Here is a 24,997-nt window from a genome sequence, read left to right as displayed (position 1 = left end):
CCACGAGAAAGGTTCCAGGTCCGGCCATGGCGCTCACGCTCTACGTCGACACCGCGCGCTGGCGGGCGCATCACAAGCACGTGCAGGAGCAGTTCCCCGGACTGGTGCCGGTCTGCAAGGGCAACGGGTACGGCTTCGGGCACGAGCGGCTCGCGGAGGAGGCCACGCGGCTGGGCTCCGACGTCCTCGCCGTCGGCACGACGTACGAGGCCGCGCGGATCAAGGACTGGTTCGGCGGTGACCTGCTGGTGCTGACGCCCTACCGGCGCGGCGAGGAGCCGGTGCCCCTGCCCGACCGGGTGATCCGCTCGGTGTCCTCCATCGACGGCGTGTACGGCCTCGTCGGGGCCCGCGTGGTCATCGAGGTGATGTCCTCGATGAAGCGGCACGGCGTCAGCGAGCAGGAGCTGCCGCAGCTGCACGCGGCCATCGAGAACGTCCGCCTGGAGGGCTTCGCCATCCACCTGCCGCTGGACCGCACCGACGGCTCGGACGCCGTCGAGGAGGTCATCGGCTGGATGGACCGGCTGCGGGCGGCCCGGCTCCCGCTGCACACCATGTTCGTCAGCCACCTCAAGGCCGAGGAACTCGCCCGGCTCCAGCAGCAGTTCCCGCAGACCCGTTTCCGCGCCCGCATCGGTACACGGCTGTGGCTGGGTGACCACGAGGCCACCCAGTACCGCGGCGCGGTCCTGGACGTCACGCGCGTGGCGAAGGGCGACCGCTTCGGCTACCGGCAGCAGAAGACGGCCTCCGACGGCTTCCTGGTGGTCGTGGCGGGCGGTACGTCGCACGGGGTGGGCCTGGAGGCCCCCAAGGCGCTGCACGGCGTCATGCCGCGCGCCAAGGGCGTGGCACGCGCCGGCCTCGCCACCGTGAACCGGAACCTCTCGCCGTTCGTCTGGGGCGGCAAGCAGCGCTGGTTCGCCGAGCCGCCGCACATGCAGGTCTCGATCCTTTTCGTGCCCTCGGACGCGCCCGAGCCGAAGGTCGGCGACGAACTCGTGGCCCATCTGCGGCACACCACCACGCAGTTCGACCGGATCGTGGACCGCTGAACCACGCCCCGCCCGCGCGGGAGACGACGAGAGGCCGTACCCGGCAGCACCGGGTACGGCCTCTCGTACGTCGCGGCCTGCCTCGTTCGCTCAGAGCGAACGGTCTTCGGGTGCGGGCCCCGGCCGGCTTCCCCACTCGACCTGAACGCCCTCGGAAGGTGCCGCGTACCGCACCGGGCGGGCGGCGGCGCCCAGGACGAAGACGTCCTCGGCGCCGTCGAGCACTCCGCCCGACGGGTCGTCGTCCCCGGCCTGGCGCACCACGTCACGGTCCGGCACGAGGATGTCGCGCACCACGACCGCGCACAGGTACACGGTTCCCGCCAGGTGGACGGCGATCGCCCAGTGGTAGCCGTCCGTCGGCAAGCCCTTGTGCGCGTCTCCGCTGGTCGTGTACGCGAGGTACAGCCAGATCCCGAGGAAGTACGCCACCTCGCAGGCCTGCCAGATCAGGAAGTCGCGCCACTTCGGGCGGGCCAGCACGGCCAGCGGGATCAGCCACAGGACGTACTGGGGTGAGTAGACCTTGTTGGTGAGGATGAACACGGCCACGATCAGGAAGGCGAGCTGGGCGAAGCGCGGCCGGCGGGGGGCCATGAGCGTCAGTGCCGCGATGCCGAGGGAGCACAGCACCACCAGGAGGGTGGCCACGGTGTTCACGAAGTCCGTGCTGGGCGGGTCGGCCGAGTTCTGGGCCCAGATCAGCCAGAAGGACCCGAAGTCGACGCCCCGGTCGTGGCTGAAGTCGTAGAACTGCCACCAGCCGTCGCGGGCGAAGGCCATCACGGGCAGGTTGACGACCAGCCAGGCGCCGATCGCTCCGCCCAGGGCCATGCGGTACTCACGCCATCGGCCGGCCCGCCAGCACAGGACGAGCAGCGGGCCCAGCAGGAGCGCCGGATAGAGCTTGGCGGCGGTCGCGAGCCCCAGCAGGACGCCGAAGGCCCGGGGACGCTCCCGCGACCACATCAGCATGGCGGCGGCCGTCAGGGCGACCGCCAGCAGGTCCCAGTTGATCGTGGCGGTCAGCGCCAGGGCCGGCGCGAGCGCGACCAGGAGTCCGTCCCACGGCCGCCGGGCGTGCGTGCGGACCACGCAGACGGCGATGACGGCCGCGCACACCATGAGCATTCCGGCGTTGACCATCCAGTACCACCGTTCCTGGTGCTGGATGCTGCCGCTGTGCGGGGTCAGCCAGGAGGCGACCTCCATGAAGACGCCGGTCAGGACCGGGTACTCCAGGTACGGCATGTCGCCGGTGAGCTTGTCGAAGTAGGGCACGAGGCCGTCGGCGAACCCGCGCCCCTGGTAAAGGTGCGGGATGTCCGAGTAGCAGGCCTTCGTGTACTGGGAGCTGGCACCGAAGAACCAGGCGCTGTGGTAGCAGGGGGCCTTCTGGACCAGGCCGAGGGCGAACATGCCGATCGCGACGAGTGCGATCACCCGCACCGGGGTCCACCAGGACGTGCCGAGCAGGGCGTGCCGTCCGACGGGACCGCCGATCAGCTCGCTGCCGGCCGCGGCGACCTTGTCCTCGTGGGTCGGCCGGACCGGGCCGGGCTCGTGCGGGCTCGCTTGCGTCGATTCAGCACTGGGCATGCCGCACATCCTGCCGTACGCGACGGGGAACACGCCGTGGGCCGCCGCACCGGAGCGGTGCGGCGGCCCATGTTTCACGTGAAACGGCCCAGCGGGGCGGTGGCCCGGCTCATGGCCGACGCCGAGGCGCCTCGGCCTGTGCCACCGGGTCTACTGCCACCACGACGACTTCGTGGGCGTCGGTGAGGAGCCGGTGCCTTGGTTCAACCCTCCCCCGCCGCCGTCGGCACTGTTGCCGCCGTTGGCTCCATTGCCGCCGTTTCCGCCGTTGCCACCGTTGCCTCCATTGGCTCCGTTGCCACCGTCGGCTCCGTTGCCGCCGTTCTGCCCTCCGGCGTCCGTGCAGCCCCAGAAGCCGCAGTGCGACTGCGAGGGCGAGGGCGGTGCGGGCGGGGACGGGCTGGTCTCCTCGGTCTCGGTGGGCGTGATCGACGGCGAGGGGCTGGTCTCCTCGGTCTGGGTGGCCGTGGGAGTGGGCGTCGGGCTGGGCGCGGCGTTGAGGATCTTGCCGATGGGCTCGGGCGTCGGGAACTTCTCCGCGGGCTGGCCCTTCAGCGCCTCCATCATGTAGTCGTGCCAGATCTCGGACGGGAACGAGGCACCGTGGATCTGCTTCTGGCCACCGGTCCCGTACATCTCCAGGAACGTGCGCGACTTGTTCTTCTCGTTGTCGTCCAGCCGGAACATGCCGATCGCGGTGGACAGCTGCGGGGTGTAGCCCACGAACCATGCGGACTTGTTGCCGTCGGTGGTACCGGTCTTGCCGGCCACCTCGCGTCCGGGCAGCTTGGCGTTGGTACCCGTGCCCTTGTCGACCACGGTCTTCAGCACGTCGGTGACGTTGTCCGCGACCTTGGCGTCGAAGGCCTGTTTGGTCGCGCTCTTGTGCTCGTAGACCGTCCCGTCCTGGTTCCTGACCTCGGTGACGGAGAACGGCTCGTTCTGCTTCCCGCTGGTGGCGAAGGTCGCGTACGCGCCCGCCATGCGGATGGCGCTCGGGTCGGAGATGCCGATGGAGAAGGACGGGAACGTGGTACCGGCCAGGCTGTCCCTCTTCAGGCCCGCGTCCAGCGCCGCCTGTTCGACCTTGTCCAGGCCCACGTCCATGCCGAGCTGCACGAAGGCGGAGTTCACCGACTGCCGCATCGCCTCGCGCAGGTCGATCATGTAGTTGGGGGGAGTGCCGACGTTGTCGTTTCCGTCATTGGTCTGGAGCCACTCCTCGCCCTGCTCGTTCTTCCAGACGGTCCCGTCGTACTTCTTGATCTTGAGCTTGTTCTTGCCGCTGTACCGGCTCTTGGGGGAGACCAGGGTGCGCTGGTCCGCCCCCTGCGTCGGGCCCCCGTTCGGGTCGCGGACGCCGTCGCGCATGGCCGCCGCCAGGACGAACGGCTTGAAGGTCGAGCCCACCTGGGCACCGGTGGCGTCCGCGTTGTCGGTGAAGTGCTTGGTCCAGTCCACACCGCCGTAGATCGCCTTGATGGCACCCGTCTTGGTGTCCACCGAGGCGCCGCCGAACTGCACGTGCGTGTCGGTCTTGGGGCGCAGCTTGGGCTTGATGTTGGCCTTCTGGACCTTCTCCACCGCGGTCTTCAGCTTCTCGACCTTGTCCTTCTCGAAGGTCGTGTGGATCTGGTAGCCGCCCTGCTGCAGCTTGTCCGCGCTGATGCCCGTGTTGTGGACGACGTAGGACTTGGCCAGGTCGACGAGATAACCGACCTGCCCGCTCATCCGGGTGTTGGACCGCGGGCTCTGCCACTTGGGGAGCGACCTGTACTTGCCCCGCTCACCGGCGCTGAGGTGGCCGTACTCGACCATCTTGTCCAGCGTGTCCTGCATCTGGCGCGTGACCCGCTTGGTGTTGGCCTCGGGGGTGGCCGACGGGTCGATGGCCGTCGAGCCGGCCGGGTCGTAGTACGTGGCGCCCTTGAGCACCGCCGCCAGGAAGGCGCACTCCCCGGCGTCCAGGTCCTTGGCGTCCTTGTTGAAGTACGCCCGCGAAGCGGCCTGGAGACCGTAGGCCCCGCGGCCGTAGTAGGAGGAGTTGAGGTACCCCGCCATGATGTCTTCCTTGCGGAGCTTGGCACCGACCTTGATCGAGACGAAGATCTCCTTGAACTTGCGGGAGACCGTCTGCGACTGGTCGTTCAGCATCGCGTTCTTCACGTACTGCTGGGTGATGGTGGACCCGCCCTGGGTCTGGCCGCCCCTGGCCATGTTGAACACGGCGCGCGCGATGCCCTTGGGGTCGATGCCGCTGTCGGTCTCGAAGGTCTTGTTCTCCTGCGAGATGACCGCGTAGCGCATGTCCTTGGGGATGTCGGAGTAGTTCAGGATCTGGCGGTTGATCTCACCGCCGGTCCGCACCATCTCGCTGCCGTCGGCCCAGTAGTACACGTTGTTCTGGGCGGTCGCCGTCTCCTGGATGTTCGGGATGGCCACCATCGCGTACCCGATGCCGGCCACCGCCACCAGCCCGCCCACGAAACCGACGAACAGGCCCGTCACCAGCTTCCAGGACGGCGTCCAGCGCCGCCAGCCGTACTTGCCCGCGCGCGGGTAGTCGATGAACCGCTTCTTGGCCGGGGGAGCCGTCCGTCCGCGGCCGCGTCCCGGCCCCGTGGAGCCAGGGCGGCCGCCGGAGTCGCCTCCTCTGCGCCGGCCACCGCCTCGCTGCGCCGCCCGGCGGGCCTCGGCGCGGCCCCCGTAGGGGCGCTCCTCCTGGCCCGCGTACGAACCCGACCCATGGGAAGTGGCCCCGGAGGCGCCCCCATAGGAGTCGGCGGCGGACCCGGTGGCGCCTCGCGGGGCCGCACGGCGACCGGAGGACGAACCGGACTGACCGCGTCGGGCCGCGGCACGTCCGCCTCCCTGCGGCTGCGGCGGTTTGCGACGGTGCTCGCTCATCGAACGACTACTCCTCGGGCAGGCGCACCCGTGCGCGCCTGGAAACAGCGGCTGGTTTCCGGTCCCCCCGAAGTACGGATGCGGTCGGTAGCGCATTCACCCGTACTGCACCGGGGACGAGGACGTCCCCGGGCGTCACTCGGTTCCCGGTGTTGTGCATGGCGGACAGACTACGCACCGCCAAAACCCGCCGGGTCCCGAAGTTCACCCCAAACCAGGCAACTTGGATTCACCGAGACAGGGATGTGATCCCGTTCACCCTGTCCCCTCTTGTCGCATGCGCGGGGCCGTTCTATCGTCTGGATGTATCGAGTCGATACATCAGCTTGAGATAAAGACCGTCACGGCACCCGGTACGGCATCCGCCGCCACCGGGTCGCGGCAGAGAGGAGGCGACGATGGGCCGGCGTTCCGGGATCCTCGAGTTCGCCGTACTCGGCCTGCTCCGCGAGTCCCCGATGCACGGCTATGAGCTGCGCAAACGGCTCAATACATCGCTGGGCGTCTTCCGTGCGTTCAGCTACGGGACGCTCTATCCGTGCCTCAAGACGCTGGTCGTGAACGGCTGGTTGACCGAGGAACCGGGGAACACCACCGAGGACGCCCTCGCCGCCCCGCTCGCCGGACGCCGCGCCAAGATCGTCTACCGGCTGACGGCGGAAGGTAAGGAGCACTTCGAGGAGCTGCTCTCCCAGACGGGCCCGGACGCCTACGACGACGAGCACTTCGCCGCGCGTTTCGCCTTCTTCGGGCAGACCTCGCGCGACGTCCGCATGCGCGTGCTCGAGGGCCGCCGCAGCCGTCTGGAGGAGCGTCTGGAGAAGATGCGCGCCTCCCTCACGCGCACCCGGGAGCGCCTCGACGACTACACCCTCGAGCTGCAGCGCCACGGAATGGAGTCCGTGGAGCGCGAAGTGCGCTGGCTGAACGAGCTCATCGAGAGCGAGCGGGCAGGTCGGGACCTCAAGGGGTCCGCCGACGGGGGGCCCGCTCAGCAGGACACCACCAATGGAGCGACGGGCGGCCTGCCCCGGACCGGGGAGCGTTCCCGGCCGGATACGCCCGGCGACACCGCCACGTGAGGTCCCGTCGGGGCTTCACCGAGTACACACAGGGAGCAACCGGAATGGGTTCGGTTCGCGTAGCCATCGTCGGTGTGGGCAACTGCGCCGCATCGCTCGTGCAGGGCGTCGAGTACTACAAGGACGCCGACCCGGCGTCCAAGGTGCCCGGCCTCATGCACGTGCAGTTCGGCGACTACCACGTGCGTGACGTCGAGTTCGTCGCCGCCTTCGACGTCGACGCGAAGAAGGTCGGCCTGGACCTCGCGGACGCCATCGGCGCCTCCGAGAACAACACCATCAAGATCTGCGACGTCCCCTCCACCGGTGTCACGGTGCAGCGCGGCCACACCCTCGACGGCCTCGGCAAGTACTACCGCCAGACCATCGAGGAGTCCGCCGAGGAGCCGGTCGACGTCGTCCAGATCCTCAAGGACAAGCAGGTCGACGTCCTCGTCTGCTACCTGCCCGTCGGCTCCGAGGACGCGGCGAAGTTCTACGCCCAGTGCGCCATCGACGCCAAGGTCGCCTTCGTCAACGCCCTCCCGGTCTTCATCGCCGGCACCAAGGAGTGGGCGGACAAGTTCACCGAGGCGGGCGTCCCGATCGTCGGTGACGACATCAAGTCGCAGGTCGGCGCCACCATCACGCACCGCGTCATGGCGAAGCTGTTCGAGGACCGGGGCGTCATCCTGGACCGCACGATGCAGCTGAACGTCGGCGGCAACATGGACTTCAAGAACATGCTCGAGCGCGAGCGCCTGGAGTCCAAGAAGATCTCCAAGACGCAGGCCGTCACCTCCCAGATCCCCGACCGGGACCTCGGCGAGAAGAACGTCCACATCGGTCCGTCCGACTACGTGGCGTGGCTCGACGACCGCAAGTGGGCCTACGTCCGCCTCGAGGGCCGTGCCTTCGGCGACGTCCCGCTGAACCTCGAGTACAAGCTCGAGGTCTGGGACTCCCCGAACTCCGCGGGCGTCATCATCGACGCGCTGCGCGCCGCGAAGATCGCCAAGGACCGCGGCATCGGCGGCCCGATCCTGTCGGCGTCCTCGTACTTCATGAAGTCCCCGCCGGTCCAGTACTTCGACGACGAGGCCCGGGAGAACGTCGAGAAGTTCATCCGCGGCGACGTCGAGCGCTGACACACCCCGCACAACGCTCCTGCCAGGGCTGAGAGGGTCCCCGAGGCGATCGCCCCGGGGACCTTCCCGTATGTGAGGCTGTGCCCCATGGCCGTCGTCCGTGACCTGCGCGTCCTCCTGCGCCTGCGGGGCTTCAGACGGCTGCTCGCCGTACGGCTGTTCTCCCAGGGCGCCGACGGTGTCTACCAGGTCGCGCTCGCCGCCTACGTCGTCTTCTCTCCGGAGCACCAGGCCTCGGCCGCCGCGGTCGCCTCCGCCATGGCCGTGCTGCTGCCCTACTCCCTGATCGGCCCGTTCGCCGGTGTGCTGCTGGACCGCTGGCGGCGCCGTCAGGTCCTCCTCTACGGCAATCTGGTCCGCGCGGTGCTGGCCGCCGCCACCGCCGCCCTGATCGCGGCGGGCGCCGCCACCTGGCTGTTCTACGTCTCCGCGCTGTGCGTCACCGCCGTGAACCGCTTCGTCCTCTCCGGCCTGTCCGCCGCCCTGCCGCGGGTGGTCGACGCCGAACGGCTGGTGATGGCCAACGCGCTGTCGCCGACCGCGGGCTCCCTGGCCGCGTTCGGGGGCGGGGGGCTGGCCTTCGTGACACGTCTGGCCGGGGCCGACTCCGACACCGCCGTGATACTGCTGGCCGCCGCCCTCTACCTGTGCGCCGCCCTGGCGTCCCTGCTCATGGCCCGGGACCTGCTCGGCCCCGACCGGCGGGCACGCCGGCCCCGGCTGGGGACCGCACTGACCGGCACCGCGCGGGCGCTGCTGGCAGGGGTACGGCACCTGGGCGCGCCGTCGCGCCGGCCCGCCGCCCGGGCCCTGGCCGCGATGACGCTGATGCGGTTCTGCTACGGCGCCCTGACGGTCATGGTGCTGATGCTCTGCCGCTACGGCCTGGCCTCGGACCCGGAGGACGGACTGCGTCTGCTCGGACTGGCGCTGGGCGCCTCCGGCGCCGGATTCTTCGCCGCGGCGGTCCTGACCCCGTGGGCGACCGGGACACTCGGCGGCCCCGCCCGCTGGATCGCCGTGTGCGCCGGCTCGGCCGCGGTCCTCGAACCCGCCCTCGGCCTGCCGTTCGCCACGGGTCCGCTGCTGCCGGCGGCCTTCGTGCTCGGCCTCACCACGCAGGGCGCGAAGATCGCCACGGACACGGTCGTGCAGTCCCGCGTCGAGGACGGGTTCCGCGGCCGGATCTTTTCCGTCTACGACGTGCTGTTCAACGTCGCGTTCGTGGGCGCGGCGGCCGTCGCCGCCGTGATGCTCCCACCGGACGGGCGATCGGTGGCCCTGGTGATCACGATCGCCGTGATCTACGGAGCGGTTGCTGTGGCTATGACCCGGTTCGACCGCCGGTAAGTGTCACATCAACGCCACAGAGCCCCCGAGGAGTACGGGCATGTCAGTGGAGGCCTGTAGCTTACGTGCGTCTTATTTCGACGCCATGTTCGCGTCATCGTGCCTATGTTCTAGGGGGACCCCCAAGTGACCACTCCGCCGCCGCCCCAGGGCCAGAATCCGTACGCCCAGGCTCCCGTCCCTCCCCCGGGGCAGCAGGCCGGTCAGCCGGGCGTCCCTCAGCAGCCGTATCCGCCGCAGCAGCCGTACGCTCCCTTCCCGCAGCAGGGCGCCCCGGTGCCGCCGCCCGCCCCGGCCAGGCGCGGCGGCAAGAAGGTGCTGCGCGTCGTCGGCGGCGTCGTCGTCGTGGTCCTCCTCGGCCTGCTGAAGTTCGGCGGCGCCCTGGGACTGGGCTGGTTCCTGAGCCGCGACGACGCGGAGACCACGTCGGTGGGCTCGTGCATGCACAACGACGGCACGATGACCAAGGCGGACCTCAAGGAGGTCGACTGCTCCTCCGACAAGGCGCAGTACAAGGTGGTCGAGAAGTTCGACGGCTCCACCGACCAGGACAAGTGCAAGACCGTCAAGGACGCGACGATCTCCTACGTCCAGTCCGGCGGCGGCCACGACGTGGTGCTCTGCCTGAAGGACGCCAAGTAGGTCGTCGAGCAGGTCCCCACCGCTCTCCGCGAGGGGGCCGCGCAGGGCGAAGGGCCGGTGTTTCACGTGAAACACCGGCCCTTCCCCGTCTTCGGGTTCCCGGGGTGGCGCCGACGTGTTTCACGTGAAACACGTCCACGGCCTCCCCGCGTCCCGGTCGTTCAGTCCTGCTGGGCCCACCACTCCTTGAGAGCCGCGACAGCCGCGTCGTGGCCCATCGGCCCGTTCTCCAGGCGCAGCTCCAGCATGTGCTTGTAGGCGCGGCCGACGGCCGGGCCGGGTGCGACGCCGAGGATCTCCATGATCTGGTTGCCGTCGAGATCCGGGCGGATCGAGTCCAGCTCCTCCTGCTCCTGGAGCTGCGCGATGCGCTCCTCCAGACCGTCGTACGCGCGCGACAGTGCCACCGCCTTGCGCTTGTTGCGCGTGGTGCAGTCGGAGCGGGTCAGCTTGTGGAGCCGGTCGAGGAGCGGGCCTGCGTCGCGCACGTAGCGGCGGACCGCCGAGTCCGTCCACTCACCGGTGCCGTAGCCGTGGAAGCGCAGGTGCAGCTCGACCAGGCGCGAGACGTCCTTCACCAGCTCGTTGGAGTACTTCAGAGCGGTCATGCGCTTCTTGGTCATCTTGGCACCGACCACTTCGTGGTGGTGGAAGGAGACCCGGCCGTCCTTCTCGAAACGGCGCGTGCGGGGTTTGCCGATGTCGTGCAGCAGGGCAGCCAGCCGCAGGGTGAGGTCGGGGGCCTTCTCCTCCAGGGCCATGGCCTGTTCCAGGACGATCAGCGTGTGGTCGTAGACGTCCTTGTGCCGGTGGTGCTCGTCCCGCTCCAGACGCAGCGCGGGCAGCTCGGGCAGCACCCGATCGGCGAGACCGGTGTCCACCAGCAGGGTCAGTCCCTTGCGCGGCTGCGCGGACAGGATCAGCTTGTTCAGCTCGTCACGCACCCGCTCGGCGGAGACGATCTCGATGCGCCCGGCCATCTCCGTCATCGCCGTGACGACCTCGGGAGCGACCTCGAAGTCGAGCTGGGCGGCGAAGCGCGCGGCCCGCATCATGCGCAGCGGGTCGTCGGAGAAGGACTCCTCCGGCGTGCCCGGAGTGCGCAGCACCCGTGCCGCGAGGTCCTCCAGCCCGCCGTGCGGGTCGACGAACACCTTCTCGGGCAGCGCCACGGCCATCGCGTTCACGGTGAAGTCGCGCCGGACGAGGTCCTGCTCGATCGAGTCGCCGTACGACACCTCGGGCTTGCGCGAGGTGCGGTCGTACGCCTCCGACCGGTAGGTCGTCACCTCGATCTGGTAGCCGTCCTTCTGCGCACCCACCGTGCCGAAGGCGATCCCGACCTCCCACAGGGCGTCCGCCCACGGCCGCACGATCTTCAGCACGTCCTCGGGACGTGCGTCCGTCGTGAAGTCCAGGTCGTTGCCGAGCCGGCCGAGCAGCGCGTCCCGGACGGAGCCGCCGACCAGGGCGAGGGAGAACCCGGCCTCCTGGAAGCGGCGCGCGAGGTCGTCGGCGACGGGGGCCACCCGCAGCAGCTCGCTCACCGCGCGCTGCTGCACCTGGCTCAGGGCAGGGGGAGTGTCATCGTTGGCGTTCGGCACAACAGAAGAGGGTACGTGTCCGAAGGGCCGCGCCGCGTCGCCGTCGCCCGGCACGGTCCGCCTCCCGCCGGGCCGCCCCGGACCCGAGGCCGCGGAGCGCTCCGCCACCCGCGTCCTATCCGCGCAAGACCGCCCCATCGTGACGTAACGAACAGCATCCCCGGATACGCGCATATCAAGGGGCGCGCCCCTGTCTCCCGCCGATCTTGTGGCCGCCTCCGCGGCACTTCCGCTCCGCGCGTCTCGTTACCATGCGTGGACGCACATTCCGACGACCACTGACGACGAGGGACGGGCGAGCGCGTGGCCGAGGCGGCAGACTTCCTGGGGACCAGTCCCTCACCTGCCCGCCGCTGGCTGCGGCGAGCAGGTGCACTGCTCGCCGGAGCACCCCTGCTGGCCGGGCTGCTCCAGTTCTCCGCCGCTCCGGCCGCGCAGGCCTCCGGCCGGCAGGCACCGGTGGCGGTCTCCGGGTCGCGCACGGTGGCGGTGTCCCTCGACGCCCTCAGTCCCAGCGTCCCCTCCGCAGGGGACACGCTGACCGTGTCGGGCACCGTGACGAACAAGAGCAGGCAGGCGGTCACCGACGCACACGTCGGGCTGCGGGTCGGGCCGCACCTGGACACCCGGTCCGAGATCGACGCCGTCGCCCGGCGCACCGACTTCGAACCCGGTGCCGACGGCTCCGAACTCGGCGGCAAGTACACGCAGGAGTTCGCCGCGCTGCAGCCCGGCGTCGCCCAGCACTTCAGCATCTCCGTGCCCGCCTCCAAGCTGGACCTCGGCGCCGACGGCGTCTACGGGTTCTCCGTCTCGCTGTCCGGGCAGACGCCGGCCCAGCCGTGGGAACAGGTGCTGGGCATCCAGCACACGTTCCTGCCGTGGCAGCCGTCCGAGGCGGACACGAAGACGAAGACGACCTTCCTGTGGCCCCTCGTCTCCACCGTCCACATGACGGCGGAGACAGGACCCGGCGAACTGCAGACCCCCGTCTTCCTCGACGACGACCTGGCCAAGGACCTCGCCCCCGGCGGCCGCCTGGAGCGGATGCTCGCCCTCGGCAAGGATCTCGACGTCACCTGGGTGATCGACCCGGACCTGCTGGCGTCCGTCGACGCCATGACCCGCAACTACCTGATCCGGACGGACGCCTCCGCCACCCCCGTCGCCGGAACCCACCAGGCGGTGGCCAAGCAGTGGCTCGCCGAGCTGCAGCAGGCGGTGGCCGGCAAGGAGGTGGTGGCGCTGCCCTTCGCCGACCCCGACCTGGCCGCGCTCGCCCACCGGGGCACCAGCGTCTCCGGCTCCCTGAGCCAGCTCAAGGACGCCACGGACGTCGCCGCCAGCACGGTGGAGACGGTGCTCCACGTCAAACCGGCCACGGACTTCGCCTGGCCGGTGGACGGAGCCGTGGACCCGGCGATCGTCCGCGTCGCCACCTCCGCCGGGGCCGACAAGGTCATCGCGCGCAGCGACAGCCTCGAAGAACCCGACGGCCTGACCTACACGCCCTCCGCGGCCCGGCCGATCGGCCAGGGCACCACGGCGGTCGTCGCGGACGCCCGGCTGTCGACCGCGTTCGAGGGGGACCTGTCGCAGGCAGGGGCCAGCACACTCGCCGTGCAGCGCTTCCTCGCCCAGAGCCTCGAAATCGACGGCCAGACCGGCAAGCAGCGCAGCATCGTCGTCGCCCCGCAGCGCATGCCCAGTACCAGCCAGGCCCAGGCCATGGCGCAGGCGCTGCTCGCGCTCCAGCAGGGCACCTGGTCCCAGCCCCAGGACCTGGCCGCCGCCGCCAAGGCCAAGCCGGACCCCGGCGCCACGACGAGGGTCCCGCGGTCCTCGGACTACCCCTCCTCGCTGCGCCGGCAGGAGCTGCGGCGTCCGGCCTTCTCGGAGATCGCCACGACGCAGGACAAGGTCGACAACTTCAAGGTGGTCCTCACCTACGCGTCCCGGGTCGTCACGCCCTTCGGGCGCGCCCTGAACCGGGAGATGTCCACGTCCTGGCGCGGCCACAGCAAGGCGGCGGAGAGTTTCCGGGACAGTGTGCGGGCCTACCTCGACGACCTCTCGGGGGAGGTCAAACTGATCGACAAGTCGGAGACCAAGCTCTCCGGCCACAGCGCGACGATCCCCGTGACCGTGCAGAACAACCTGGTGCAGGACGTCGACCACCTGGTGCTGCGGCTCACCTCCACCAACCCCACCCGCCTGAAGATCGGCGGCAAGGCGTACGCGGAGCAGCCGATCGCCGTCTCCGGCGGGCACAGCCAGTCCGTGAAGTTCACCACGTCGGCCAATGCCAACGGGCCGGTCACGGTGGTCGCCCAGCTCTACACGCAGGACGGCCAGGAGTACGGTGCCCCGGTCACCTTCGACGTGAAGGTCACCGAGGTCACCGCCACCGTCATGCTGGTCATCGGCGGCGGCGTGCTGCTGCTCGTCCTCGCCGGATTCCGCATGTACACCCAGCGCAAGCGCGCAGCGGCCCGGGAAGCGCAGGACCCCGCGGACGCGCAGGACGCCAAGGGCCCCGAGAACGCGCAGGACGCCGGGAAGACGCAGGACACCCGGGGCGACGCGGAGAACACCGGGGACACGTCGGACACCGCGCAGGCACCCGACGGCGCCGACGCCTCCGGCGGCCCGGACGGCCCCGGAACAGCGGGCCGCCCCGGGGGAGACGGCCCGGAGAACCCCGCGGGCCCCGCGCAACGTCTCAGGCAGGAGCCGGGCGGCCAGACCCCGGGAGAAGACCGGGAGCAGCCGAGTGACCCGACACCGGACACCGCATCCGAAAGCGCCGACCCGTCCGGCACGGGTGAGAAAGTGGACCGTTGAGGATGTCGTGGCCCGGAGGGCCCGGGACGATGAGGTGGGGTAACCATGAACGCGCCGTACGACGGTGACCGCGGCCGGGCCGCGGGCAGCTCGGGCCACCCCGGCACCCCGCCGCCCGAGCACGGCCAGGTGCCGCAGCAGCCTCCGGCCGACATGTACCTCCAGGACGCCTACGCCGAGGACCCCTACCGGGCGCAGGACCTCACGGCCCAGGACCCGGTCGGCGAGGCGCTGTACGACCGTGCCGCGCACCCACCGCCGCCCCCGGGCTCGTACGAACCGCAGCAGCCGCTGTACGGCAGCCCGCCGCCCTCCCCCTACGCGCCCGACCCCCGCGTCTGGGCGCAGACCCCGCCGCCCGAGCCGTCGGGCACCACCCAGTACCTCCCCTACGGCGAGGATCCCCGCACCACCCAGTTCGTGGGCGTGGACGACCTGGTCACCCACTCCGCCGAGGAGCAGCAGGAGCCGGACGCCTTCGCCCACCTCTTCCGCGACCAGCAGCAGGGCGGCTACTCCCAGGACCCCCGGCAGGCCGCCTACCAGAACCCGCAGGACCCGGGACCGTACGGCTACGACCCCCGCCAGAGCGGCTACCAGACGCCCGGACAGCCCGCCTACCAGGACCAGCAGGCGGGCTACCCCTCCGCGGACCGGAACGCCTACCAGCCCTCCGGCCAGCAGGGCTACCAGGCTCCGCAGGACCCGCAGGGCATGGGCGGTCACCCGCCCGTCGAGCCGCCCTCCGTGCCCGGTCCCGCCCCCGCTCCGGCCGCCGGGCAGGGCCCGATGGGGCCGTACGCCCCCACCCCGGCGGCCGGCGCCCAGGCGGTAGCCGAGGCGCCCGCCGCCGCACCGCCGCCCGCCCAGGCGGCGAAGAAGGGCGGCAAGGCATCAGGGCTGCTGAAGTCGAGCGCCGTGATGGCGGCCGGCACGCTGGTCTCCCGGCTCACGGGCTTCATCCGCTCCGCGATGATCGTCTCGGCTCTGGGCCTCGGCCTGCTCGGCGACACCTTCCAGATCGCCTACCAGCTGCCGACCATGATCTACGTCCTGACCGTCGGCGGCGGTCTCAACTCGGTCTTCGTGCCGCAGCTCGTGCGGGCCATGAAGGAGGACGACGACAACGGCGAGGCCTACGCCAACCGGCTGCTGACGCTCGTCATGGTGGCGCTGGGCGCCCTCACCGTCGTCGCGGTCCTCGCCGCGCCCCTCCTGATCCGCCTGCTGTCCCCCTCGGTGGCGGGCGACCCGGCGGCCAACGAGGTCGGCGTCACCTTCACCCGCTACTTCGTGCCCTCGATCTTCTTCATGGGCATCCACGTGGTGATGGGCCAGGTCCTCAACGCGCGCGGCAAGTTCGGCGCGATGATGTGGACCCCGGTCCTGAACAACATCGTCATCATCGTGACGCTCGGCGCGTTCATCTGGGTGTACGGCACCGCCGCCCACTCCGGCATGGGCGTGACGAACATCCCGCCGGAAGGCCAGCGGCTCCTCGGAGCAGGCGTCCTGCTGGGTCTGGTCGTCCAGGCCCTGGCCATGATCCCGTACCTGCGCGAGACCGGCTTCCGGCTGCGGCTGCGCTTCGACTGGCGGGGCCACGGACTCGGCAAGGCCGCGGCGCTGGCCAAGTGGACCCTGCTGTTCGTGCTCGCCAACCAGGCCGGCAACGTCGTCGTGACCCGGCTGTCCACCGCGGCGGGCAAGAGCTCGCCGGTCCAGGGCACCGGCTACGCGGCCTACGCCAGCGCCCAGCTGATCTGGGGCCTGCCGCAGGCCATCATCACCGTCTCCCTGATGGCCGCCCTGCTGCCGCGGATCTCCCGCTCGGCCCACGAGAACGACGCCGGCGCCGTCCGCGACGACATCTCCCAGGGCCTGCGCACCACAGCCGTCGCGATCGTGCCGATCGCCTTCGGCTTCGTCTCGCTCGGCATCCCGATGTGCACCCTGATCTTCGGCTCCTCGGGCACCGGGGAGGCCACCAACATGGGGTACATGCTGATGGCCTTCGCCCTCGGCCTCATCCCGTACTCCGTCCAGTACGTCGTCCTGCGCGCCTTCTACGCCTACGAGGACACCCGGACGCCCTTCTACAACACCGTCATCGTGGCCGCGGTCAACGCGGGCGCCTCGGCTCTGTGTTACTTCCTGCTCCCGGCACGCTGGTCCGTGATCGGCATGTCCGCCGCGTACGGTCTGGCCTACGCCATCGGCGTGGGCGTCGCCTGGAGCCGGCTGCGCAAGCGGCTCGGCGGCGACCTCGACGGCTCCCGCGTCCTGCGGACCTACGCCCGGCTCTGCATCGCCGCGGTACCGGCGGCACTCGTCAGCGGCGCGGCCTGCTACGAGATCGGCCACACCCTGGGCCAGGGTGTCGTCGGCTCGTTCGCCGCGCTGCTGGCCGGGGGGGCCCTGCTGTTCGGCATCTTCTTCGTCGCGGCCCGCCGCATGCGGATCGAGGAACTCAACTCGCTCGTCGGCATGGTCCGCGGACGGCTGGGACGTTGAGGCGGGGGTAGGCGCACAACCATCGTCCGCCGCCGTGTGTCGTGCATAGCGCCGGACTGTGGGCACAATTGGTTTCGGCGTCGGACAGCGCGCGATGGGATGGGGAGGCAGGAGCGACGGTGGCGGAACGGAGCACGGCTGCCGTCGACGTGGCAGACAACAGCGGTGACGAGCCGCTGACCGCGGAGGCGGACCAGTCCACGGCCGACGGGGTGGCCCAGAACCGGGAGCGGGACACGGACATCGACCAGGCGCACGGCAACGGCGGGACCGAACGTCCCGGGAACAAGACCACACCGCCCGAACTGCACAGCGGCCACAAACTCGCCAGACGCTACCGCCTCGAGGAATGCGTCACCCGACTGGACGGATTCAGCAGCTGGCGTGCGGTGGACGAGAAGCTCCGCCGCGCCGTCGGCGTGCACATCCTGCCCGCCGACCACTCCCGCGCCCGCTCGGTCCTCGCCGCGGCACGCTCCTCGGCCCTGCTCGGCGACCCCCGCTTCGTCCAGGTCCTCGATGCCGTCGAGGAGAACGACCTCGTCTACGTCGTCCACGAGTGGCTCCCCGACGCCACCGAGCTGACCACCCTGCTGGCCACCGGACCGCTGGAGCCGCACGACGCCTACCAGTTGGTCAGCCAGGTCGCCTCCGCGATGGCCGTCGCGCACCGTGAGGGCCTGGCCCACCTGCGCCTGAACCCGAACGCCGTACTGCGCGCCTCCACCGGACAGTGGCGCATCCGCGGCCTCGCCGTGAACGCCGCACTGCGCGGCATCAGCTCCGAGACCCCGCAGCGCTCCGACACCGAGGCGATCGGCGCACTGCTGTACGCGGCGCTCACCCAGCGCTGGCCGTACGAGAACGACGCCTACGGCCTGTCCGGCCTGCCCAAGGACGTCGGACTCATCCCCCCGGACCAGGTGCGCGCCGGAGTCCACCGCGGCCTGTCCGAGCTGGCCATGCGCGCGCTCGCCAACGACGGCGCCACCGCCTCGCGTCACGAGTCCCCGTGCACCACGCCGGAGGAACTGGTGAAGGCGATCGGCGAGATGCCGCGGATCCGCCCGCCGGAGCCCGCGTTCACCGCGCCGCCGGAGTACCAGGGCACGTCGTACCAGCAGGGCACGTACGGCCGCCCGGCACCGCACCCCGGCATCACGCAGCCGGTGCACGCCCCGCCGCCCCCGTTGCAGAGCCGGACCGGCAAGGCCCTGAAGTGGGCCGTGTCGGCACTCCTCATCGCCGCACTGGGTCTGGGCAGTTGGCAGCTCGCGGACGCCCTGATGGACCGGGGCGGCAAGTCCACCAAGGACAGCCAGACGCAGACGCAGGACGGCAACGACAAGAAGGACCAGCAGCCGAAGCCGCTGCGGCCGATCCCGATCCAGGGGGCGCAGGAGTTCGTCGCCAAGGGGGACGCACAGCACCCCGGTGACGTCGGCAAGACGTACGACAGCAACCCGTCGACGTACTGGAAGACGAGCACCTTCGTGGAGGGGCCGCCCCTCGCGCCCTTCAAACCGGGCGTGGGCATCGTCTACGACCTCGGCTCGGCACACGACCTCGGCAAGGCGTCCGTGAGCCTCCTGTACAGCGGTGACCACACCACGGTCCAGCTGTACGCCGCCGACTCCCTGGCCCCGGCGTCCCTGGACTCGATGCAGAAGATCGGTGAGGCCACCACCAGCGGTGCCACCGCCACCGTGAAGCCCGCCAAGCCGGTGAAGACCCGGTACGTCCTCGTCTGGCTCACCGCCGTGCCGTACTCGGGCGCCGACGCCAGTACGTACAGCAACGCCGGCTACAAGCAGGCCGTCACCGAAGTGAAGTTCACGGGCTGACGTCTCAGCGAGGGGGAGGGGGTCCGATGGCGGACGACAGCGCCTACCGCGACGCGAGCGACCAGGACCTCCTGTCCCGCCACGTGGACGGCGACCGGAACGCCTTCGGAGAACTCGTACGGCGTCACCGTGACCGCCTCTGGGCGGTCGCCCTGCGAACGCTGGGCGACCGCGAGGAGGCCGCCGACGCCGTGCAGGACGCCTTCGTCTCCGCCTACCGTGCCGCCCACACCTTCCGCGGGCAGTCGGCCGTCACCACCTGGCTGCACCGGATCACGGTGAACGCCTGCCTGGACCGGGTCCGCAAGGCGGCCTCACGCAAGACCTCACCGGTGGACGACACCGAGCGCCTGGAGCACCTGCTGGAGCCGCACGAGTCGGCGTCCGCGCCCGCCGAGAGGAACGACGTGCAACGGCAGCTCGTCGAGGCGCTCGGCACGCTCCCCGCCGACCAGCGGGCCGCCCTGGTGCTCGTGGACATGCAGGGCTACCCCGTCGCCGAGGCCGCCCGGATCCTCGACGTCCCAGTGGGGACGGTGAAGAGCCGTTGCGCCCGGGGCAGGGCCAGACTCCTGCCTCTGCTCACCCATCTCCGGCCGGACGGCTCCGGGGACGACGCGGAACCGGAGGCCGGACGGAACCGGACGCAGCGGGCATCCGTCCCACCGGCAGCGGGTCCTCCGGGCGGGGACGTGCGGCACACGGGACCAGGCGATTCAGCTGCTGTGAAGGGCGGAGGTGGGCGAGCGTGACATCCACGACGGACACGGCCGGGCACCCGGACGTCTCGGAGATCTCCGACCTCACCGAAGGGCTGCTCACTCCTTCCCGGGCGGAGGAACTGCGCCGGCATCTGGGCGCGTGCGGATCATGCGCCGAGGTCCGGTCCTCGCTGGAGGAGATCCGGGATCTGCTCGGCACGTTCCCTGCCCCGCAGAGGATGCCGGCCGACATCGCGGACCGTATCGACGCGGCTCTCGCCGCGGAGCCCTCCCCTGCCGTCCTCGCGGCCGCAGCCACCGAAGCGGACGTGGTCCCTCGCGCCGAAGGGGGCGACGACCGGAGTCATGTTTCACGTGAAACATCGACGACGGGCCGTCCCGCAGGAAACGTCCGGACCGCGCAGACGGGACCGGGCCGCAAGCCCCGCCCACGCCGTGTGCGTCGCGGGATCGCCGCCCTGGGCGCCGCCTGCACCATTGCCGCACTGGGTGTCGCCACCGTGGTCCTGGCGTCCCAGCACGACGACACGGGCTCCGACGCCGCCGCACAGGCCCGGCCGAGTGCCTCCACACGGACCTTCTCCGCGGGAAGCCTCGAGAGCCAGGTGAGCCACCTCCTCGACAAGGCGCCGCAGACGCAGAGCACGACCCGTGCCCCGCACAGTTTCGGCGCGAACGCAGAAACGGGGGCGGACACCGGCACCGGAACCGGCCCCGGGCAGCCGAACATGCTGAAGAGCGACCCGACCGTCCCGGTCCCCTCCTGCGTCCGGCAGAGCATCCACAGCACCGGCACCCCCCTGGCCGCCCAGCCTGGCACCTACGACGGCAAGGACGCCTACCTCGTGGTGCTGTCCGACCCCTCCGGTCCCGGTTCCCGGGTCACCGCCTACGTCGTGGACGCCTCCTGTGTCCAGGACCCTTCCAGCGCGGCCGAGGTGCTGCTGTCTCATCCCTATACGCGTTCCTGAGCACCGCCCCGGGCCCGGCCCAGAAAAGGTCACCGGGTTCTCGTGCGATGCGGTTCCCCTGTGCCACGGCGCCCCCGTGTGCCCGGGGACACCGGGAATGCACGCCCCGTAGGATCCGTTGGGTGGGGTGAGAGCACCGAGAGAAGCTCCACCGGCCGTAGGACACAGTCCAGAGACGAGGAATCTAGCCGTGAGCGACGTCCGCAACGTGATCATCATCGGCTCCGGGCCCGCAGGCTACACAGCGGCCCTCTACACCGCGCGCGCGTCGCTGAAGCCGCTGGTGTTCGAGGGTGCCGTCACCGCGGGTGGTGCGCTGATGAACACCACCGAGGTGGAGAACTTCCCGGGCTTCCGCGACGGCATCATGGGCCCCGACCTCATGGACAACATGCGGGCCCAGGCCGAGCGTTTCGGCGCCGAGCTGGTACCGGACGACATCGTCTCCGTCGACCTCACCGGTGAGATCAAGACCGTCACGGACACCTCGGGCACGGTGCACCGGGCGAAGGCCGTCATCGTCACCACCGGCTCCCAGCACCGCAAGCTCGGTCTGCCGAACGAGGACGCCCTCTCGGGGCGCGGCGTCTCGTGGTGTGCCACCTGCGACGGCTTCTTCTTCAAGGACCAGGACATCGCCGTGATCGGTGGCGGTGACACCGCGATGGAGGAGGCCACCTTCCTCTCGCGGTTCGCCAAGTCCGTGACGATCGTCCACCGCCGGGACACCCTGCGCGCCTCCAAGGCGATGCAGGAGCGCGCCTTCGCCGACCCGAAGATCAAGTTCGTCTGGGACAGCGAGGTCGCCGAGGTCCAGGGCGAGCAGAAGCTCTCCGGCCTGAAGCTGCGCAACGTGAAGACCGGTGAGCTGTCGGACCTGCCGGTGACGGGTCTGTTCATCGCGATCGGCCACGACCCGCGGACCGAGCTGTTCAAGGGACAGCTCGACCTGGACGAAGAGGGCTACCTGAAGGTCGACTCGCCCTCCACGCGCACCAACCTGACGGGTGTGTTCGGGGCCGGTGACGTCGTCGACCACACCTACCGCCAGGCCATCACCGCTGCCGGCACCGGCTGCTCCGCTGCCCTCGACGCCGAGCGGTTCCTCGCCGCCCTCGCGGACAACGAGCAGAAGGCCGAGCCCGAGAAGACCACTGTCTGAACCCCCGCCCGCCCCACCGCACGTACACGAAGAAACTAAGGAGCCCGCCGTGGCCGGCACCCTGAAGCAAGTGACCGACGCCTCCTTCGAGCAGGACGTCCTGAAGAGCGACAAGCCCGTCCTGGTGGACTTCTGGGCCGCCTGGTGCGGTCCCTGCCGCCAGATCGCCCCGTCCCTCGAGGCCATCGCCGCCGAGTACGGCGACAAGATCGAGATCGTCAAGCTCAACATCGACGAGAACCCGGGCACGGCCGCCAAGTACGGGGTCATGTCGATCCCGACGCTGAACGTCTACCAGAACGGCGAGGTCGCCAAGACCATCGTCGGCGCGAAGCCGAAGGCCGCGATCGTGCGCGACCTGGAGGACTTCATCGCCGAGTGAGGCGTGCCGTCGTGAGCCGACGGCGCGATGTTTCACGTGAAACACGAATGGGCCGACCCTGACGGGTCGGCCCATTCGGCGTACGGAGCCCTTGTCGACGGCTGCTGAGGGATCACAGGGGGCGGAGCGCGGGTTCTTTCTGTACCGCACCGAGCAGCCGGTCGAGAGCCATCTCCACGTCTTCCTTCCAGGAGAGGGTCGATCTCAGCTCCAGGCGGAGCCGGGGATGAGCGGGATGGTGCCGGACCGTCTTGAAGCCCACCGCCAGCAGATGGTCCGCCGGCAGCACACAGGCGGGTTCCTTCCAGCGGGCGTTCCCGAAGGCCTCGATGGCCTTGAAGCCGCGCCGCAGGAGATCTTTGGCGACCGTCTGGACCAGCACACGTCCCAGCCCCTGCCCCTGATAGCCGGGGAGAACGAAGCCTGTCATCAGCTGGACCGCGTCCGGTGACACCGGGCTCGTGGGGAAGGCCGTGGAGCGGGGCACATAGGCGGGGGGAGCGTAGAGCACAAAGCCGACCGGTACGTCGTCGACGTAGACGACGCGTCCGCACGAGCCCCAGTCCAGCAGAACGGCGGAGATCCACGCCTCCTTCTCCACGGCAGACGTGCCCGCCCTCACCGCGTCCTCGCCGCTGACCGGGTCCAGTTCCCAGAAGACGCACGCACGGCAGCGCTGAGGAAGGTCATGGAGGTTGTCCAGCGTGAGCGGCAGGAGCCTACGGCCCATGAAGGCTGATCCTCGCTTCCTACGCCCGCAGCGTCACGAGCGGCCGTCCCTCACGGACGTGCCGTCGGGTGGATGCGTCATACCCGCAAGCATCGTATCCACGATGTGATCCCGCGGACACCGAGGACAAGCAAAGGCGGACCGTGAACCGGTGATCTTCCGGTTCACGGCCCGCCACTGCAAGGCCTCTGGCCCGCCCGCACCCCGCGGAGGGGTCAGGCGTCGCTCTCGGCCTGCGCCGGGTCGCTCTCCAGCAGGCCCTTCTGCAGCACCCGGCCCTCACCGGGAGCCAGCGTGCCGAGAATGCGTTCCAGATCCTCCATGGAAGCGAACTCCACGGTGATCTTGCCCTTCTTCTGTCCCAGGTCGACCTTCACCCGGGTCTCGAAGCGGTCGGACAGCCGGGTCGCGAGGTCGGAGAGGGCGGGAGAGACCCTGGTTCCGGCGCGGGGACCCTTGGATCGCGGCGAAGCCTGCGGCCGCGACCCCATGAGCGTCACGATCTCCTCGACGGCACGCACGGAGAGCCCCTCGGCCACGATCCGGTGGGCGAGCCGGTCCTGCTCCTCGGAGTCCTCCACCGACAGCAGCGCCCGCGCGTGTCCGGCGGACAGCACTCCGGCGGCGACCCGGCGCTGCACCGCCGGCGACAGCTTCAGCAGCCGCAGGGTGTTGGAGACCTGGGGCCGGGAGCGTCCGATCCTGTCGGCCAGCTGGTCGTGGGTGCAGTTGAAGTCCTTCAGCAGCTGGTCGTAGGCGGCTGCCTCTTCCAGCGGGTTGAGCTGAGCCCGGTGAAGGTTCTCCAGCAGGGCGTCCAGCAGGAGCTTCTCGTCGTCCGTGGCCCGCACGATCGCGGGGATGGCGTCCAGGCCGGCCTTGCGGCAGGCCCGCCAGCGCCGCTCGCCCATGATCAGCTCGTAGCGCTCGGCACCGACCTGCCGGACGACCACCGGCTGGAGGAGCCCGACCTCCTTGATGGAGGTGACCAGTTCGGCCAGCGCCTCGTCGTCGAAGACCTCACGGGGCTGGCGGGGGTTGGGCGTGATGAAGTCCAGCGGGACTTCCGCGAAATGGGCGCCCATCGGCGGCGGGGGCAGCATGGCCACCTTCGCCGCGGCCACTCCGCGGTCGGACGTCAGGACCTGGCCGGGACCACCCGCCGGGCCCGGCACAGGGGTCCTCTCCGTCGGAGCGGCCGGGATCAGGGCTCCGAGACCTCGCCCCAGCCCAGGCCTCCGTCGCTCACTCACTGGATCCCCTCCACCATGCTCGGGTCGCTCTGTGCACCGATGTGGGCGTGCGTGGCGTCATAACTGACACCGACACCCTTCAATGCGATTTCTCGTGCCGCCTCAAGGTAGGAGAGGGCACCGCTCGATCCTGGATCGTAGGTCAGCACCGTCTGCCCGTAACTGGGGGCCTCGGAGATACGGACGGAACGGGGGATGCTCGTCCGCAGCACCTCGTCGCCGAAGTGGCTGCGCACCTCTTCCGCGACCTGGGAGGCGAGACGCGTACGGCCGTCGTACATGGTGAGCAGGATGGTCGACACGTGCAGCGTGGGGTTCAGATGGCCGCGCACCAGGTCGACGTTGCGCAGCAGCTGTCCCAGCCCCTCCAGCGCGTAGTACTCGCACTGGATCGGGATGAGCACCTCCTGGCCGGCGACCAGGGCGTTGACCGTCAGCAGGCCGAGCGAGGGCGGGCAGTCGATGAGGATGTAGTCCAGCGGCTGTTCGTAGGCCTGGATCGCTCGTTCCAGTCGGCTCTCCCGGGCCACCAGGGACACCAGCTCGATCTCCGCACCGGCGAGATCGATCGTGGCGGGGGCGCAGAAGAGACCCTCGACATCAGGAACGGGCTGGACCACCTCTGCCAGCGGCTTGCTCTCCACCAGCACGTCGTAGATGGACGGCACTTCGGCGTGATGGTCGATACCCAGCGCGGTGGAGGCGTTTCCCTGCGGATCCAGGTCGATCACCAGAACACGACCGCCGTGCAGAGCCAGCGAAGCGGCGAGGTTCACGGTCGTCGTCGTCTTGCCGACGCCGCCCTTCTGGTTGGCGACCACGATGACGCGGGTCTGTTCCGGGCGCGGCAGACCCTCGCCGGCGCGGCCTAGAGCCTCGACCGCCAGTTGGGCAGCACGACCGATGGGAGTGTCGTCCATCGGGGGCGGTGTTTCACGTGAAACATTCTCCCCCGTCGACTCGGTACGGGGACCGGGGACCGGATCGGTCATCGGTCCCGCGATGTTGGCGTCGGACCGCAAGGATTCACTCTCCTCGACTTCAGGCTCGGGATAAGCAGAGCCTCCCATGCCATCGGGGTGGCGAACCAGTGAGGCCTGGCGTTCTGTGGAGAAATCCGCCTCTGTGGACAACTCTGTGCCCTCTCCGAGTGAACCGAGAGGCTTGCGGTCACGCGGTTGGGCCGCGACGCGGCCACGGTTGATGATC

General features: G+C 70.2%; 18 protein-coding genes. 12 read left to right on the top strand and 6 right to left on the bottom strand.

The features are described from left to right. The first annotated feature begins 26 nt into the window (after positions 1–26). Entirely contained in the window at positions 27–1,058 is a 1,032-nt protein-coding gene (locus tag AC6I72_RS15990) for an alanine racemase (protein ID WP_037856242.1), read from the top strand. 90 nt (positions 1,059–1,148) lie between these two features. On the opposite strand, the gene AC6I72_RS15985 is transcribed toward AC6I72_RS15990, so the two are convergent. Both AC6I72_RS15985 and AC6I72_RS15980 read right to left on the bottom strand, forming a co-directional pair. Continuing rightward, complete coding sequence (locus AC6I72_RS15985) at positions 1,149–2,657, bottom strand: glycosyltransferase family 87 protein (RefSeq protein ID WP_498001505.1); 1,509 nt, start codon at positions 2,655–2,657, stop codon at positions 1,149–1,151. 150 nt (positions 2,658–2,807) lie between these two features. Then, positions 2,808–5,564, bottom strand: coding sequence for a transglycosylase domain-containing protein (locus tag AC6I72_RS15980; RefSeq protein WP_498001504.1), 2,757 nt, complete (start codon positions 5,562–5,564; stop codon positions 2,808–2,810). Positions 5,565–5,962: 398 nt separating this feature from the next. Here AC6I72_RS15980 and AC6I72_RS15975 point away from each other — a divergent pair, with 398 nt between their 5' ends. From AC6I72_RS15975 to AC6I72_RS15960, 4 genes are all read left to right on the top strand, one after another. Beyond that, the gene (locus tag AC6I72_RS15975; protein ID WP_498001503.1) at positions 5,963–6,646 is read left to right on the top strand and encodes a PadR family transcriptional regulator; all 684 of its coding nucleotides are present in this window, start codon (positions 5,963–5,965) and stop codon (positions 6,644–6,646) included. A 44-nt stretch (positions 6,647–6,690) separates the two neighbouring features. Beyond that, on the top strand, positions 6,691–7,773 hold the full coding sequence (locus AC6I72_RS15970; RefSeq protein ID WP_365523618.1) for an inositol-3-phosphate synthase: 1,083 nt from the start codon (positions 6,691–6,693) through the stop codon (positions 7,771–7,773). A gap of 87 nt (positions 7,774–7,860) precedes the next feature. Then, positions 7,861–9,123 carry an MFS transporter gene (locus AC6I72_RS15965; RefSeq protein ID WP_498001502.1) on the top strand — a complete coding sequence of 421 codons (1,263 nt, stop codon included), beginning with the start codon at positions 7,861–7,863 and terminating at the stop codon, positions 9,121–9,123. Between the two features lie 126 nt (positions 9,124–9,249). Further along, positions 9,250–9,765: an LppU/SCO3897 family protein gene (locus tag AC6I72_RS15960; protein ID WP_498001501.1), complete on the top strand. Its 516-nt coding sequence runs from the start codon at positions 9,250–9,252 to the stop codon at positions 9,763–9,765. A 161-nt stretch (positions 9,766–9,926) separates the two neighbouring features. Here AC6I72_RS15960 and AC6I72_RS15955 read toward each other — a convergent pair whose 3' ends face one another. Beyond that, the gene (locus tag AC6I72_RS15955; RefSeq protein WP_498001500.1) at positions 9,927–11,369 is read right to left on the bottom strand and encodes a CCA tRNA nucleotidyltransferase; all 1,443 of its coding nucleotides are present in this window, start codon (positions 11,367–11,369) and stop codon (positions 9,927–9,929) included. A 303-nt stretch (positions 11,370–11,672) separates the two neighbouring features. Here AC6I72_RS15955 and AC6I72_RS15950 point away from each other — a divergent pair, with 303 nt between their 5' ends. The 7 genes from AC6I72_RS15950 (at position 11,673) to trxA (ending at position 21,808) form a co-directional block, all read left to right on the top strand. Then, a complete protein-coding gene (locus tag AC6I72_RS15950; RefSeq protein WP_498001498.1) occupies positions 11,673–14,213 on the top strand; it encodes a DUF6049 family protein in 2,541 nt (846 codons plus the stop codon). Between the two features lie 45 nt (positions 14,214–14,258). Further along, positions 14,259–16,727 (top strand): murein biosynthesis integral membrane protein MurJ, encoded by a 2,469-nt coding sequence (gene murJ / locus AC6I72_RS15945; RefSeq protein ID WP_498001497.1) that lies wholly within the window; start codon positions 14,259–14,261, stop codon positions 16,725–16,727. A 119-nt stretch (positions 16,728–16,846) separates the two neighbouring features. Next, positions 16,847–18,571, top strand: a complete 1,725-nt coding sequence (locus AC6I72_RS15940) for a protein kinase family protein (RefSeq protein ID WP_498001496.1) — start codon at positions 16,847–16,849, stop codon at positions 18,569–18,571. Between the two features lie 26 nt (positions 18,572–18,597). Beyond that, positions 18,598–19,323 (top strand): RNA polymerase sigma factor SigM, encoded by a 726-nt coding sequence (gene sigM / locus AC6I72_RS15935; protein WP_498001495.1) that lies wholly within the window; start codon positions 18,598–18,600, stop codon positions 19,321–19,323. Beyond that, the gene (locus tag AC6I72_RS15930) at positions 19,320–20,264 is read left to right on the top strand and encodes an anti-sigma factor family protein (RefSeq protein WP_498001493.1); all 945 of its coding nucleotides are present in this window, start codon (positions 19,320–19,322) and stop codon (positions 20,262–20,264) included. Before sigM ends, AC6I72_RS15930 begins: the two co-directional genes overlap by 4 nt. 190 nt (positions 20,265–20,454) lie before the next feature. Next, on the top strand, positions 20,455–21,426 hold the full coding sequence (gene trxB, locus AC6I72_RS15925; protein WP_037856217.1) for a thioredoxin-disulfide reductase: 972 nt from the start codon (positions 20,455–20,457) through the stop codon (positions 21,424–21,426). A 49-nt stretch (positions 21,427–21,475) separates the two neighbouring features. Continuing rightward, positions 21,476–21,808 carry a thioredoxin gene (gene trxA / locus AC6I72_RS15920; RefSeq protein ID WP_037856215.1) on the top strand — a complete coding sequence of 111 codons (333 nt, stop codon included), beginning with the start codon at positions 21,476–21,478 and terminating at the stop codon, positions 21,806–21,808. Positions 21,809–21,920: 112 nt separating this feature from the next. On the opposite strand, the gene AC6I72_RS15915 is transcribed toward trxA, so the two are convergent. The 3 genes from AC6I72_RS15915 to AC6I72_RS15905 all read right to left on the bottom strand — a co-directional run bounded on the left by AC6I72_RS15915 (position 21,921) and on the right by AC6I72_RS15905 (position 24,858). Then, positions 21,921–22,538, bottom strand: coding sequence for a GNAT family N-acetyltransferase (locus AC6I72_RS15915; RefSeq protein WP_498001492.1), 618 nt, complete (start codon positions 22,536–22,538; stop codon positions 21,921–21,923). Positions 22,539–22,753: 215 nt separating this feature from the next. Then, positions 22,754–23,788, bottom strand: a complete 1,035-nt coding sequence (locus AC6I72_RS15910; RefSeq protein ID WP_498001490.1) for a ParB/RepB/Spo0J family partition protein — start codon at positions 23,786–23,788, stop codon at positions 22,754–22,756. Beyond that, positions 23,785–24,858, bottom strand: coding sequence for a ParA family protein (locus tag AC6I72_RS15905; protein WP_498001488.1), 1,074 nt, complete (start codon positions 24,856–24,858; stop codon positions 23,785–23,787). Before AC6I72_RS15905 ends, AC6I72_RS15910 begins: the two co-directional genes overlap by 4 nt. Between the last annotated feature and the right edge of the window lie 139 nt (positions 24,859–24,997).

It is taken from the genome of Streptomyces sp. Xyl84, assembly GCF_059731885.1.
The sequence above is the reverse complement of the archived record's forward strand: the minus strand, read 5'-3'. Positions and strand labels throughout refer to the sequence as shown.

Excerpts from the sequence above, each read along its gene's own strand:
- AC6I72_RS15990 (WP_037856242.1), top strand. The coding sequence starts at position 27 with ATGGCGCTCACGCTCTACGTCGACACCGCGCGCTGGCGGGCGCATCAC.
- AC6I72_RS15985 (WP_498001505.1), bottom strand. The coding sequence starts at position 2,657 with ATGCCCAGTGCTGAATCGACGCAAGCGAGCCCGCACGAGCCCGGCCCG.
- AC6I72_RS15980 (WP_498001504.1), bottom strand. The coding sequence starts at position 5,564 with ATGAGCGAGCACCGTCGCAAACCGCCGCAGCCGCAGGGAGGCGGACGT.
- AC6I72_RS15975 (WP_498001503.1), top strand. The coding sequence starts at position 5,963 with ATGGGCCGGCGTTCCGGGATCCTCGAGTTCGCCGTACTCGGCCTGCTC.
- AC6I72_RS15970 (WP_365523618.1), top strand. The coding sequence starts at position 6,691 with ATGGGTTCGGTTCGCGTAGCCATCGTCGGTGTGGGCAACTGCGCCGCA.
- AC6I72_RS15965 (WP_498001502.1), top strand. The coding sequence starts at position 7,861 with ATGGCCGTCGTCCGTGACCTGCGCGTCCTCCTGCGCCTGCGGGGCTTC.
- murJ (WP_498001497.1), top strand. The coding sequence starts at position 14,259 with ATGAACGCGCCGTACGACGGTGACCGCGGCCGGGCCGCGGGCAGCTCG.
- sigM (WP_498001495.1), top strand. The coding sequence starts at position 18,598 with ATGGCGGACGACAGCGCCTACCGCGACGCGAGCGACCAGGACCTCCTG.
- AC6I72_RS15915 (WP_498001492.1), bottom strand. The coding sequence starts at position 22,538 with ATGGGCCGTAGGCTCCTGCCGCTCACGCTGGACAACCTCCATGACCTT.
- AC6I72_RS15905 (WP_498001488.1), bottom strand. The coding sequence starts at position 24,858 with ATGGGAGGCTCTGCTTATCCCGAGCCTGAAGTCGAGGAGAGTGAATCC.